Annotated in this window: 14 protein-coding genes and 1 riboswitch; of the genes, 10 read left to right on the top strand and 4 right to left on the bottom strand. The window is 43.6% G+C overall.

What is annotated here, in order from left to right; all coding sequences use genetic code 11:
• Positions 1–92: 92 nt before the first annotated feature.
• Positions 93–1,193 (bottom strand): permease, encoded by a 1,101-nt coding sequence (locus L0991_20995; protein XGB64505.1) that lies wholly within the window; start codon positions 1,191–1,193, stop codon positions 93–95.
• Positions 1,194–1,426: 233 nt separating this feature from the next.
• Here L0991_20995 and L0991_20990 point away from each other — a divergent pair, with 233 nt between their 5' ends.
• Entirely contained in the window at positions 1,427–1,723 is a 297-nt protein-coding gene (locus tag L0991_20990) for a metalloregulator ArsR/SmtB family transcription factor (GenBank protein ID XGB64504.1), read from the top strand.
• Positions 1,707–2,291 (top strand): RNA polymerase sigma factor SigZ, encoded by a 585-nt coding sequence (gene sigZ, locus L0991_20985; protein ID XGB64503.1) that lies wholly within the window; start codon positions 1,707–1,709, stop codon positions 2,289–2,291. Before L0991_20990 ends, sigZ begins: the two co-directional genes overlap by 17 nt.
• Before the next feature lie 93 nt (positions 2,292–2,384).
• Here the strand turns inward: sigZ and L0991_20980 are convergent, their stop codons facing one another.
• A complete protein-coding gene (locus tag L0991_20980; protein ID XGB64502.1) occupies positions 2,385–2,999 on the bottom strand; it encodes a YitT family protein in 615 nt (204 codons plus the stop codon).
• Between the two features lie 397 nt (positions 3,000–3,396).
• Between L0991_20980 and L0991_20975 the strand changes: the two genes are divergently transcribed.
• From L0991_20975 to L0991_20960, 4 genes are all read left to right on the top strand, one after another.
• Positions 3,397–3,609 (top strand): hypothetical protein, encoded by a 213-nt coding sequence (locus L0991_20975; GenBank protein XGB64501.1) that lies wholly within the window; start codon positions 3,397–3,399, stop codon positions 3,607–3,609.
• 15 nt (positions 3,610–3,624) lie between these two features.
• Positions 3,625–4,836, top strand: a complete 1,212-nt coding sequence (locus L0991_20970; GenBank protein XGB64500.1) for an MFS transporter — start codon at positions 3,625–3,627, stop codon at positions 4,834–4,836.
• 223 nt (positions 4,837–5,059) lie between these two features.
• Positions 5,060–5,785, top strand: coding sequence for a sulfite exporter TauE/SafE family protein (locus tag L0991_20965; GenBank protein ID XGB64499.1), 726 nt, complete (start codon positions 5,060–5,062; stop codon positions 5,783–5,785).
• Between the two features lie 57 nt (positions 5,786–5,842).
• Positions 5,843–6,205, top strand: a complete 363-nt coding sequence (locus tag L0991_20960) for an MmcQ/YjbR family DNA-binding protein (protein ID XGB64498.1) — start codon at positions 5,843–5,845, stop codon at positions 6,203–6,205.
• Between the two features lie 106 nt (positions 6,206–6,311).
• Here the strand turns inward: L0991_20960 and L0991_20955 are convergent, their stop codons facing one another.
• Positions 6,312–7,055 carry a phosphatase PAP2 family protein gene (locus L0991_20955; GenBank protein ID XGB64497.1) on the bottom strand — a complete coding sequence of 248 codons (744 nt, stop codon included), beginning with the start codon at positions 7,053–7,055 and terminating at the stop codon, positions 6,312–6,314.
• Between the two features lie 370 nt (positions 7,056–7,425).
• A riboswitch (FMN riboswitch) is annotated at positions 7,426–7,576 on the top strand.
• 179 nt (positions 7,577–7,755) lie between these two features.
• On the opposite strand from L0991_20955, the gene ribB reads away from it, so the two are divergent.
• Complete coding sequence (gene ribB, locus L0991_20950; protein XGB64496.1) at positions 7,756–8,412, top strand: 3,4-dihydroxy-2-butanone-4-phosphate synthase; 657 nt, start codon at positions 7,756–7,758, stop codon at positions 8,410–8,412.
• A gap of 355 nt (positions 8,413–8,767) precedes the next feature.
• Positions 8,768–9,631 carry a hypothetical protein gene (locus L0991_20945; GenBank protein ID XGB64495.1) on the top strand — a complete coding sequence of 288 codons (864 nt, stop codon included), beginning with the start codon at positions 8,768–8,770 and terminating at the stop codon, positions 9,629–9,631.
• A 130-nt stretch (positions 9,632–9,761) separates the two neighbouring features.
• On the opposite strand, the gene L0991_20940 is transcribed toward L0991_20945, so the two are convergent.
• Entirely contained in the window at positions 9,762–10,658 is an 897-nt protein-coding gene (locus L0991_20940) for a LysR family transcriptional regulator (GenBank protein XGB64494.1), read from the bottom strand.
• A 162-nt stretch (positions 10,659–10,820) separates the two neighbouring features.
• Between L0991_20940 and L0991_20935 the strand changes: the two genes are divergently transcribed.
• Positions 10,821–11,459: an NAD(P)-dependent oxidoreductase gene (locus L0991_20935; GenBank protein XGB64493.1), complete on the top strand. Its 639-nt coding sequence runs from the start codon at positions 10,821–10,823 to the stop codon at positions 11,457–11,459.
• 213 nt (positions 11,460–11,672) lie between these two features.
• Entirely contained in the window at positions 11,673–12,455 is a 783-nt protein-coding gene (locus L0991_20930) for an SDR family oxidoreductase (protein ID XGB64492.1), read from the top strand.
• The last annotated feature ends 73 nt before the right edge of the window (positions 12,456–12,528 follow it).

Genomic DNA, 12,528 nt, shown 5'->3' with positions numbered 1-12,528 from the left:
GCGTTGCTGCTTTCCTTTAAAAACAAAAAGAGCTCAACAATGTGAGCTCTTTTTTATTGGCTGTATTTTCGTATCGATGGTGTTATCTAAGATTAACCAAAGATGAAGGTGTATAGGTAACCTGCACCAATCGCCATACTTAGTATTACGAATAGGAAGGCCGCTATCATCTGATTTTTGAAGATAGACTTAAGTAAAATCACTTCCGTCAAACTCGCACCAGCACTACCAATGATCAATGCCATTACTGAACCCAAGGCCATACCTTTTTGAACTAAGGCTGCACTCAGTGGAATCACAGCTTCAGCACGAATGTACAGTGGAATACCAATTACAGCTGCGATTGGAATCGCGTACCACTTACCTTCACCTGCATATTCAGCAATCAAGTCAGTTGGAATGAAGCCATAGATAAATGAACCAATTGCGATACCCATCATCAAGTAAGGGAACACTTGTTTGAAGTCTTTCCAAGTTGAGAACCAGATTCTTACCCAACGGCTAGGTTCTTTCTTCTCAACAACTGTTGCTGTCGCTGTACCGTCAGGCGAGCAGCATGATACTTCTACTTTCGGCTCTTCTTTCTTAGTGCCACAACACGCGCTCTCTTTTGCCATTACTGGTGCAGGTTCACCACATGCGCTTGTACCACATGAAGATTCCGCTTTTGCTGGCTCTGCTTTCTTAGGTGCAGAGTCACCACAACTAGTACCACAGCTTGAAGATGAACCTGTTGATTCATACGCTTCTGCTTTTACGTAACGCTCAAAGCCTAATTTCTCCAGTGTGTAACCTGCTACTACCGATACCGTCATTGCGACTAAGAAGTAGAACGCTGCCACTTGCCAGCCAAAGGTAATCACGAACAAACCAATGATCACTGGGTTCAATAGTGGACTACCAAATAGGAACACCATCATTGGACCAAAGCCCGCTCGTGCACGCAGCAAACCTTTTAGGAAAGGAATCGTCGAACATGAACAGAAAGGTGTAATCGCACCGAGTAGTGCGGCAATCACATAGCCCTTACCGTTACGTGAGCTCAAGATAGATTGAATCTTCTCGGGCGTAAGGAACTCTTGAAGAATCCCAACGATGTAGCTAATCGCCAAGAAAAGGATGATGAGTTCTACTGCTAAGAAAGCGAACATATCCAGTGCGTCTTTTAGCATTGTTAACATTTCATTGCTCATAATTAACTCCAAACAGGATTGAAGGTCGAACTCTATGAGGAAAGTATCTGACCCTTAATTTCGAATATTCTCGAATTATAGAAATAAATAGTTACAGATCAAGTATTATTTCGATAAAAGTCGAACTAATTTTCAAAACGAAGGATTTTCAATGACTTACGTATTCACTGTTTTTAGATTTGAATTTAACTTTCATTTCGACTATTATCGAAATTAAATCTTGAGGAGTTAATATGAACTTAGAAGTCGTAGCAAAAGCACTTAAAGAGCTAGGCCACCCAATTCGCCTTAGTATCTATAAGAGTGTTGTAAAGGCTGGCTACCAAGGCATTGCGGTTGGCGGCCTACAAGAAGAACTCGGTATCCCCGGTTCTACTTTATCTCATCACATATCAAGCCTTGCATCAGCTGGCCTTATAAGCCAAAGACGTGAAGGCAGAACTCTCTTTTGTGTAGCAGAGTATGAATGCCTAGAAGGGGTTATTGGTTTCTTACAAGACGAGTGTTGCGTAAATGAACAGTGCAAATAGCACATCTTTAAACTTAGAGCAGGTGTGGGCTGAATATCAGCAGACATTAAAAGCATTCCTCCACTCTAAAGTCAGTAACACCGCCGATGTGGAAGATTTGCTGCAAGAGATCTTAATCAAGACTTTTCAGAACCTGCACAAGGTGCAAGATGCGAGCAGTGTTAAATCGTGGCTATTTCAATTAGCTAATAACACAATTATCGACTTCTACCGCAAAAATGCTCGCCAACAACGTGATAGCAAAATTGATGCGGACGATTTGTGGTTTGCAGATTTAGACCACAACGAAGAGTTCAAACAGAAGTTGTCTTTATGTATTGAACCCTTCATCCAAGCGTTGCCTGAGCAAAGTGCCTCGCTATTGCTGGCCGTTGATATCAAGGGCCAGAGCCAGAAAGCACTCGCAGAAGAGCAAAATGTCAGTTATTCGACCATTAAATCTCGCGTTCAGAAAAGCCGTGGCGATCTTAAGAACCTATTTGAACAGTGCTGCAACTTGTCACTAGACAAACAAGGTAATGTGATTGATTGCGATCTCAAACCGGAATCCAGTTGTGGCAACTGCTAGTGTTGAATGACTATTTTCATAGAACAAAGCCAGCTATTGATGCTGGCTTTGTTGTTTTCTATTGCTTGTAATATAGGCTTAAACTCAAGTTCACTAAGCCACTTCCGCTTTTACAACCGGTTGGTAGCGCCCCGGTTTATGATTCATTGCGAGAATCAGGTTGGTGACTACTGCACCCAATACAGACAAGAGTATTAGTGGTGCATCAACGATAAACAGTGAAAGAACCACAATGGTACAGTCCAATGCCATCTGAACCTTGCCTGCTCGAATCCCAAAACGTTCTTGTAAGAACAACGCCAGAATATTAAAACCACCCAAGCTCATCTTGTGACGGAAAATCACCAACATACCAGTACCAATTAATCCGCCGCCAAGTAATGCTGCATACAGTGCATGAATCTCGGCGATCTGAATCACGTGATATAAGTGATCCACTGCGAACGAAACTATCGAAACTGCAATAAAAGTATTGATTGTGAAACGCCACCCCATACGAGCGACAGATAAAATATAGAAAGGTAAGTTTAGTGCGAAGAACACTTGACCAAAGCTTAAGTCTGTTACTTTGGTGATGAAGATTGCTAGACCAGCGGTGCCTCCGGTTAGCAAGCCGACTTGATTGAAAAAGATAACGCCAAGTGAAACCAGTGAGCTACCTAAGATAAGTGCCAGCAAGTTTTCGCGAAAGTTATGATCTTTATCCATGTGAATGACTCTCCCTGAATCTTTTAACATCGCGTTTCAGTCATGTTGAAACGATTTACGCCCAAATTTACGATGTTTAACAGATAAGTCGAGCGAGAGACCAATCTTATACGGTAATTAGTTTGTATATTAGTTTTTACAGTTATGTGAAATATCTCAATAAAGCATATAGTTACAGAGACGACACTAAGTATCCATATTGAATTACTGGCTTCTTCCTTGGAATCGTTGAGTGCCGAGTTTTCCCATTTCTTAGTCACATTTCCCTCTCAGATCAGCAGCGTGTAAATCTATGCATGAAACGCATAGACTAAATCACAAATTGTCATTTGATACATATCCTCCCCATCATTATGATGCGCGACTTCTTACAACATCGAGCGCATGTAAACACCTTATGTTTTCACAATCTCTTTTTGCTCAACTAGCCAGAATGACGTTATTCCTCGTCATTAGTTTGGTTATTGTGCATCACAGTCAGCCACTGATTGATCTTTTGGCTCAGCACGCCGTGAGTAGTGGCTGCCACCAGCAATCAGGACACGAGGATCATCATGATATGACTGAACAAAACATGTCTGCGCAAGACCACTCACATCACCACCATTAATTTAAGAGTATTAGAATGAGCATTTTCCGTTTTCCTTTACTGGTATGGCTTGGGATCGGCACACTTATTATCAGTCTAGGGATCAGACAATCATTCGGCATTTTCATGATGCCAATTTCAGAGCATTTCGGCACCGGTCGTGAATTTTTCAGCTTCGCTATTGCCCTACAAAACCTATTGTTCGGGGTGTTCCAACCTTTTGTCGGCATGGCTGCAGACAAATGGGGAGCAAGGCGCATCATTATTGCTGGCGCATGTGCTTACGGTTTGGGTTTACTTCTTACCTCAATTTCTACCGAATCAAGCATGCTTTACGTTTCGTTAGGCGCACTGGTTGGCCTTGGACTGAGTGCAACAAGCTATGTGATCGTATTGGGTGCAGTAGCGAAAGTAGTACCTGCAGAACACGCCGCTAAAGCATTTGGTTTAACTACGGCTGCGGGTTCATTTGGCATGTTTGCTGTGATTCCGGGCGCGCAATACATGTTGAACGAATTTGATTGGCAGAGTGCGATGCAAGTGTTTGCTGTGCTGTGCTGCGTGATGATCTCATTTGCACTTTTCATGAGAGCGCCAAAAGTTGCAACGAGTAAACAAACGCAAGTAGAAGACAATCAAACCTTGAAAGAAGCGCTGTCAGAAGCCTTCTCTCACAAAGGTTACTGGTTAATTCATGCTGGCTTCTTCGTGTGTGGCTTCCACGTGATGTTCATTGCAACACATTTACCAAGCTACCTAGCTGACAAAAACCTACCAGCGAGCAGCGCGGCAATGGCATTGGCTTACGTTGGTATCTTTAACATCTTCGGTTCTTACTTCTGGGGTGTGATGGGCGACAAGTTCAGCAAGCGTCATGTGATGTCTGCACTTTACTTAGTTCGAACTGTGGTTATCGGTGCGTTTGTCACTCTGCCAGTAACAGAGTCGACCGCAGCGATCTTCGGTGCTGCAATTGGCTTCTGTTGGCTTGGTACGGTTCCACTCACTTCTGGTTTAGTTCGTCAGATCTTTGGAGCTCGCTACCTATCGACTCTTTACGGCTTGGTATTCTTCACTCACCAAGTAGGTAGCTTCTTAGGTGCTTGGGTTGGCGGTCGTATTTACGATTACTACGGATCTTACGAACCAATCTGGTGGTCAACGGTGGTACTGGCATTCGCAGCTGCGCTTATCCATTTACCGATTAATGACAAACCAATTGAGCGTCTGAAATTGGCAATGGCTTAACGTTTAATACTGACTCCCCCAATCCGTAACAGCGATAAGCAATCCAATGAGAGAGTGGATATTGAACGGACTAGTTCCTGAGATATCCGCTCTCTTTTTATTGGCCGCAAAAACAGACTAGGTAACTAGCGAAACTTGCATAAACCTCACTGAATATTAAGACTATTTCTACCGTTTTAATTTATAGTATCCATTCGCTCCTTTAGAACTTACTCGCAGGCCTATGGAATACCTAAATCAGACTGCCCTTATCGCAATGGTACTCATTTTTGTTGGTTCGTTTGTACAGACCGCCATCGGCTTTGGCTTGGCTGTTGTCGCCGCACCATTGCTGTTTTTGGTCTCGCCAGACTATGTCCCTGCGCCTATCTGCCTCATTGGCCTATTTATCTCGGTATTCAACGCATTAAAACACCGCGCAAATATTTCTATTGGCGGACTCAAAGTCGCACTGCTGGGTCGAATCCCAGGCTCATTGGCAGGAGGTGCTTTGTTGGTGATGGTGTCAACGAGCGTATTGTCACTGTGGTTAGGATTACTGGTAGTGTTTGCTGTGATTGTAAGCCTACTACCATTTAGATTGGAGCCAACACCTGCCAAGATGGGGATTGCAGGATTTTTCTCAGGGTTCTTTGGGACCAGTTCAGGTATTGGGGGGCCGCCGATGGCGTTACTGCTTCAACACCAAGACGCTAACCAACTCCGTGGTAATCTTTCTGCTTTCTTTGTATTTAGCTCAATCATTTCATTAGTTGTGCAGATCCCGATTGGCTTCTTCACGCTTCACCATTTGATCATCACAATACCCTTGCTGCCCGCAGCTTGGTTAGGCTACAAAGTGGCTATGATGACCACTCAAACGATTTCGAAAGAGAAGATACGTATCGCTTCTTTACTGCTATGTTCTATCAGTGGCTTGACGGCTATTTGGCAAGGCTTAGCTGGCTAACTTCGAGCGGTATCCTAAATAAACACCACCAGCACCGAACTATTGAGAGGGCGCTCTATGACATACGATGAATTCAATGCTTTTTGCGAGTCACAAGCTGCTACTAGCTATGTCATGCAATGGAACAATTCACACGTTTGGAAGGTGGGTGGTAAGGTGTTTGCGATTGGAGGTTGGGGACCGAACGACGAGCCTGCATTTATCTTTAAGGCATCTGATCAGAATTTCGATTTTCTCAAAGAAGAGCCAGGGTATAAACCCGCACCCTACTTTGCTTCGCGTGGCATGAAGTGGATTCAGCTGTTTGAGAGCACACCAGAAAGGGATGAGGAATTGAGATACTACCTCACGGAGTCTCACCGAATCGTCTCTTTGGGACTAACCAAAAAGAAACAAGCAGAACTCAGGCTCAATCAATAGCCAGAGATTCCGCTTGTTAAGCTGCTTTTGGGAACTAACTTGTTTTTAATAACTTATTTGCTTTAAAAACTGAGTTACTTTTAACAACGAAGCTCTTCTTGAATGGTTAAGCCGTTCTGAGGAATTTAGGTAATAAAGGTTCTATTTTTTGCGTTGGCACCAGTGGTACTAATAGGTAGATTAAGCCTGCAAAAGCAATAGATGCCGCTAAGTCTTCAGGACGATGCATACCAAGCCAAACGCGGCTATAAGCTACACCACCAGCCCAAGCTAGCATGCTGCCTACAAGGTAAAAACGCTTCGCTTCTAAGAACAACCCACCAAAGAATGCTAAGCAAACACCCACGAAAATCATGTGTCCTGATGGGAATGAATAGTCAGTTTCGCCAAGCCAATGACGCGTTCGCCATTCGCTGACCTTATCTTCTACTGACTCAATGGCCACGTTCTTTTCTTCTAGTGGCAATTCATAAAACAACTCCGGCATATCAACCACTTCTTGAGTAACTAAATACTCAGTATATGGACGTGGACTCTCCGTTGATGATTTAAGGAATGTCTTCGCTGCAAAGCTCAACACCAATAAAACACCGAGCTGCAAGCAAAGGCTCACCAACTTTGCTTTGGAGAACTTTAATGTCAGCACCAATAAAGAGAGGACCGCGAGTGTGATTAGGAACCCTTGATTACCCGCTGAATAAGTCACGAATGTCATCACCGCACCATAGAAAGGCAATACGGCACTTCCAAGGTCGAAATGAGATCCAAAGATCAAAAAGGGAACGAGAGAATACAAGCTTAAAACGAGCAGCAGTAAGCCTTTGGATTTGTTAGAGAACAGAGAAGTCATGGCTAAGATCTTTTGGATAAAGTGGTCGGATGCTATCGTAGCTTAGCACCGCCAATATCAATTTTATGTAAAAACGGTCAGTAAGACGTCGTAGCGCAATAAACTTCATTTATTCGAGTCGCTTTATTATTGGTTACGTGAAACACCGCACTGTAACCCATCAGCGGCAACACCCTTATTTCACATTCCAATAGCAAATGGCGGGAACCAGCTAGCCCATAATAAAGCACCCTGCCTGCGTTCTGTTGATAAAGTGAACACTTAACGGTTTGAAAGCGATGAATCTAAAAAACTTTGCTGTGAGTCCTTTAAATCCAGTATTGAAAGGATTACCATCTGGTCTGCTTTCATAGCAAAACAAATTATTAATTTTTATTCTCAGGGCGGGGCGAAATTCCCCACCGGCGGTATGTCCTTAGCAAAATCTAAAGATAAGCCCGCGAGCGCTCGATTCGTCGAGGTCAGCAGATCTGGTGAGATGCCAGAGCCGACGGTTATAGTCCGGATGAGAGAGAATGGAAACACACTCGTTTAAGTTGGCAAGGCGTACCTGTTTATTGGGTTCATGCCTCCAACTCAGACGTGTGCATTTCGTTTTGGATAAAACCATGATGAACCGACTTGTAATGAGTTGGCTTTGTTGTGTTCGTTGAGATCCCTCATACAGCCCTGATTCTGGTGATATTTTAGGAGTTTAACCATGAATCAGTCTTCACTACTTGCCGAATTTGGCGAACCAATCACTCGTGTTGAAAACGCACTGCAAGCTCTGCGCGAAGGTCGTGGCGTACTTTTACTTGACGATGAAGATCGTGAGAACGAAGGCGACATCATCTACTCAGTAGAACACCTAACTAATGCTCAAATGGCACTTATGATCCGTGAATGCAGCGGCATTGTGTGTCTGTGTCTAACAGATGATCAAGCTAACCAACTTGACCTTCCACCTATGGTTGTTGATAACAACAGCGCAAACCAAACTGCGTTTACTGTGACTATTGAAGCAAAAGTTGGCGTTACAACAGGTGTTTCTGCCGCTGACCGTGTTACTACGATCAAAACAGCTGCAAACCCGACAGCTAAACCTACTGACCTTGCTCGCCCTGGTCACGTATTCCCATTACGTGCTCGTAAAGGTGGCGTACTTGCTCGCCGCGGTCACACAGAAGGTACTGTGGACCTAATGCAAATGGCAGGTCTTCAACCAGCAGGTGTATTATGTGAAGTTACTAACCCAGATGGCACAATGGCAAAAGCGCCAGAGATTGTTGCTTTCGGTAAACTACACAACATGCCAGTACTAACCATTGAAGATATGGTGATGTACCGCAACGAGTTCGATCTTAAGCTTGCATAAGGCTTAGTGCTTAATGACTCCCTTTGTAAGTCATTGAGCGTCAGATAAATATCGAAAGGCCTCATTCTTTAATGCTGTTTCTAGTGAGCAGCATTAAAGAGTGAGGCCTTTTTAATTTCCCTTATGGCAAGAAAAGTCAGCTCTGAAATCAAAGATACGTTCCACTTCTGACGGATTACCTCTCAAAAAATCCTGCAAAATATGAGAAAAACTCACTCGAATGGTGAAGTCATGCACCAACGTTGATCATTCAAAAACAGCACATAAATATAAGTCATTGAAATATAACACTTATCAATTCTGGCATAGTGTCTGCACTACCACTAAATAGGTATTTAGATATTGGGAGTTGAGTATGTTTGTAGTTATTTCAGTGGGTTTATCCATAGTAGTGCTTGCCACTCTGTTCTATTTCTCCAGAAAGAGACAGACTGCGCTATCACACAAGTTTGAAACCTTAGTTCTACTCAGAGAGCTGCTGTTGCTGTCACGACAACACCGTGCAGCGACGCATTACGCTTTGGCTTGTAAATTATCTAGCAACTCAATTCGCAGAGTAAATGAGATATACGACAACATACTAGAGGTGTCTGAGCTGCTTCAATCGCACGTCTCATTTGATAGCCGACCTATGTATCGCATCTACCACCTCAAGCTCATCGCAATGCACAGTGATTGGCAAAACCGCAGCTTGGTTCGCAACCAATCGATTCATGGTAAAACCATTCGCCACTGCATGTTCTTAATGGATGAGGTGATGATCGTATGGTTAACTCAATCAGAGCGTGAATACATGAGCCGTGAGTATCACATGAACTGGCAGCAAATCTTAGATTGCATGGATGTTCTGACTAAACTTCGTTTATGTATCCCAGAAATTACAGTTACTGATAGCGAAAAGCCGGAAGAATATTTGAGGTTTAAGTTCTACGCGTCTCAGATGCATCGAAAGCTTAACCAACTATCAATAATTTGCCCTATTAGCACTGGCTCACCCGTTTTTTCACGAGCAATGCATTCGCTCGCGGAGATCTCTTCAAGCAGTGAACTAACTCAGCCAGCAGATAGCATGTATGAACTAACCAGTGATATATCTCGTGCCGTTTCGCAAGTCTATGATCAGGTGCTGTCTGAAATAGCCAAGAGCTTGTATCAGCCTTTACCAGACATCAATGGAAAGACAGTAAATACCCGATTATCCGAACATGGGTATGTATAACGACTTCGTGAGAGGAGAGCGTGCTAGAACTCTAGACTATTGAGTTCAAATCCGATATCACCATTGATGTCGGATTTTTGTATTTATATGCCGACGAACTCTGTCGTGAATCTTCACTTAGCTAGCTTATTCAAACATCATTAGACCTGATATCCTTCGACCAAGCTTCTGCTGCAAAATCAATGAACTGACGCACGACAGGAAGCTGATAGCTTCGAGATAAATATACGGCCCAAAGCACGCTGCTGGGTGAAACAAAACCCTCTAATACCTGCTTCAATTGACCATCTGCAATCAATGGGTTAGCTAGATCACAAGGCAAACGAACTACCCCTTTTCCATGCAGGGCTGCCCGAGTTAGCACTCCCACATCATTAGCTATAATCGAACCAGACACCTCAACCGAATAGTGTTGATTGTCCTTAACGAAGTCCCACTTGGAGACATTCAAATGCCGAAAGCAATTGTGCTGCCTGAGATCTTCAACCGTTTCAGGTTCACCATGTTTATCTAAATAAGCTGGTGAAGCACATACCACGGAATCAATTTCCATTAGCTTTCGAGCAATTAAACTATCGTCCGGTTGATCGGTATAGCGAAGTGCAATATCGATCCTCTCATCCACCAGCTTAGTAAAACGGTCAGAAGCAAACAATTCAACCGTAATATTCGGATGCAGCTCAATAAACTGTTCAACCACATCCAAGAGCATGTTTTGAGTTAAGCCAATAGGCGCAGCAATTCGAATGGTACCTGAAAGGTCGTCCATCTGATTAAGAGCAGCCACTTCAAGTTCGGCGGCTTCATGAAGGATTTTCTCGCAACGCTGCAACGCTATTTCTCCTGCAGCCGTTAAGCTCACTTTCCGCGTCGTTCTGTGCAACAACCTTTGCTTTAACCACCCTTCTATCTCTTGAACATGACGTGACACCTGTAATCTGCTCATATCCAAATGCTCAGCCGCTTGGGTGAAGCTGGCACAATTTGCGACTTCGACAAAGCTACGCATCGCCGTCAATCTATCCATCACACTCTCTCCGAGCGGTTTAACCGCTAATTCAACCTTATTAGATAACTATATGGATACAATCTACATCATTTTCTGATATTTATCGCAATTTAGTGAGCTATTAGACTGCAATGGCTGTCGAGAAAACGACTCAATAAATTAGATAATTGGAGAGACATTATGAAAATTGCAGTATTAGGTGCATCAGGTTGGATTGGTAGTCACATTGCTCAAGAAGCTCAATTTCGTGGTCATGAGGTCGTCGCTGTCGTAAGAGATGCAAGCCGTGTGGAAACCAAAGACATTGAAGTTCGTTCATTTGATTTACAAGACGATGCAGCAAACTTATCAACTGCATTCTCAGGCGTTGATGCAGTTATTGCTTCGATTGGCGGGCGTGCTCTGGGCAACCACGACATCGTAAAAAACACTGCGACTAAATTGTTGGAAACATTGCCAAGTATCGGCATCGAGCGCTTGTTGTGGGTTGGTGGTGCAGGTTCCTTAGAAGTGGCGCCAAACGTACCGCTAGTGACCGTTCCAGATTTCCCTGAAGAATATAAAAATGAAGCCTTAGCGCAAGGCGAAACCCTTGAAGTATTCAAGCAATCTAAAAGCGAAGTTAACTGGACTTTTGTTAGCCCTGCAGCAGAAATATTCCCAGGTGAAAAGCTATCGACCTACCGTACAGGTGGCGACCAACTGCTCACAGACGAAGATGGCAACAGCAAAATATCAGTCAGCGATTACGCTATCGCGATGATTGATGAACTCGAAGCCGGTAAGTTCCCACGCCAACGTATTGGAGTCGCCTACTAACCATCTCGTCAATGGACCAGTACGACTATCTGGCTTGCCTGATTGCCGCTTAAATCCACTGATTAAGCGGCATTTTCACTTTCTCCCTCACTTGCTATCCATAGGTTGGCACCTTTTGATAGTAGCCTGTCGTGATGCGCGAGTGCGTGGCGCGATGAGGTACCCTACCATTTACCCCGTCAGCAACAATAATCAAAACAACGGGGAAAACTTATGAACACTTCAAACATTGCTTTAATCACTGGTGCATCAGGTGGTATCGGCCTTGAACTTGCAAAAATTCACGCAAAAAAAGGTGGGGACCTTGTTCTTGTTGCTCGAACACTGCCAAAGCTCGAATCACTAAAGGTCGAGATTGAAAAACAATATAACGTTTCTGTTCATGTAATTACTGAAGACCTGAGTGACCCTCAAAGCCCTCAGCGAATCTTCGATTACACAGAAAGCCATGGGCTTGAAATAAGCACTCTAATCAACAACGCTGGCTTTGGTGGTCATGGTCTATTTCATAAGCGAGTGCTAGATGCTGATTTGTCGATGATTCAAGTAAACATCAATGCACTGGTATCACTGACTCACTTGTATCTTCAAGGTATGGTAGAACGTAACCATGGCAAAATATTGAACGTGTCATCAACCGTCTCTTTCTTACCCGGTCCACTGCAAGCAGTGTATTATGCGACCAAATCATTCGTCACTTCATTCTCTCAAGCTATTGCTCAAGAAGTCGAAGACAACAACATCACTGTTACAGCTCTGTGTCCTGGCACCGTGAAAACAGGCTTCGTAGAAGCAGGCGATCTCAAAGGTGTCGATGCTTGGAAAAATGCGAAGTCTCCTGAGTCTGTTGCACAAATTGGCTATCAAGCGATGGAAAAAGGCCAATTAGTTGCGTTTAATGAGAGAGGACTGCAGTTCATGCTGGAATGGTTGATTCCACTACTACCAAGAAAAATGGTGCTAAAACTGTCTCGCCAATCAATGGAAAAACATTAAACCTATCAGCGAATCGCTCTTAATTGAGCGAGCTACACCTAATCGGTTTAGAAGAGTTTTATTATTTTTGACA

It is taken from the genome of Vibrio chagasii (assembly GCA_041879415.1).
GTDB lineage: Bacteria > Pseudomonadota > Gammaproteobacteria > Enterobacterales > Vibrionaceae > Vibrio.
The sequence above is the reverse complement of the archived record's forward strand: the minus strand, read 5'-3'. Positions and strand labels throughout refer to the sequence as shown.

Coding starts and splice junctions, on each gene's coding strand:
- L0991_20995 (XGB64505.1), bottom strand. CDS start 1,193: ATGAGCAATGAAATGTTAACAATGCTAAAAGACGCACTGGATATGTTC.
- L0991_20990 (XGB64504.1), top strand. CDS start 1,427: ATGAACTTAGAAGTCGTAGCAAAAGCACTTAAAGAGCTAGGCCACCCA.
- sigZ (XGB64503.1), top strand. CDS start 1,707: ATGAACAGTGCAAATAGCACATCTTTAAACTTAGAGCAGGTGTGGGCT.
- L0991_20980 (XGB64502.1), bottom strand. CDS start 2,999: ATGGATAAAGATCATAACTTTCGCGAAAACTTGCTGGCACTTATCTTA.
- L0991_20975 (XGB64501.1), top strand. CDS start 3,397: ATGTTTTCACAATCTCTTTTTGCTCAACTAGCCAGAATGACGTTATTC.
- L0991_20970 (XGB64500.1), top strand. CDS start 3,625: ATGAGCATTTTCCGTTTTCCTTTACTGGTATGGCTTGGGATCGGCACA.
- L0991_20965 (XGB64499.1), top strand. CDS start 5,060: ATGGAATACCTAAATCAGACTGCCCTTATCGCAATGGTACTCATTTTT.
- L0991_20960 (XGB64498.1), top strand. CDS start 5,843: ATGACATACGATGAATTCAATGCTTTTTGCGAGTCACAAGCTGCTACT.
- L0991_20955 (XGB64497.1), bottom strand. CDS start 7,055: ATGACTTCTCTGTTCTCTAACAAATCCAAAGGCTTACTGCTGCTCGTT.
- ribB (XGB64496.1), top strand. CDS start 7,756: ATGAATCAGTCTTCACTACTTGCCGAATTTGGCGAACCAATCACTCGT.
- L0991_20945 (XGB64495.1), top strand. CDS start 8,768: ATGTTTGTAGTTATTTCAGTGGGTTTATCCATAGTAGTGCTTGCCACT.
- L0991_20940 (XGB64494.1), bottom strand. CDS start 10,658: ATGGATAGATTGACGGCGATGCGTAGCTTTGTCGAAGTCGCAAATTGT.
- L0991_20935 (XGB64493.1), top strand. CDS start 10,821: ATGAAAATTGCAGTATTAGGTGCATCAGGTTGGATTGGTAGTCACATT.
- L0991_20930 (XGB64492.1), top strand. CDS start 11,673: ATGAACACTTCAAACATTGCTTTAATCACTGGTGCATCAGGTGGTATC.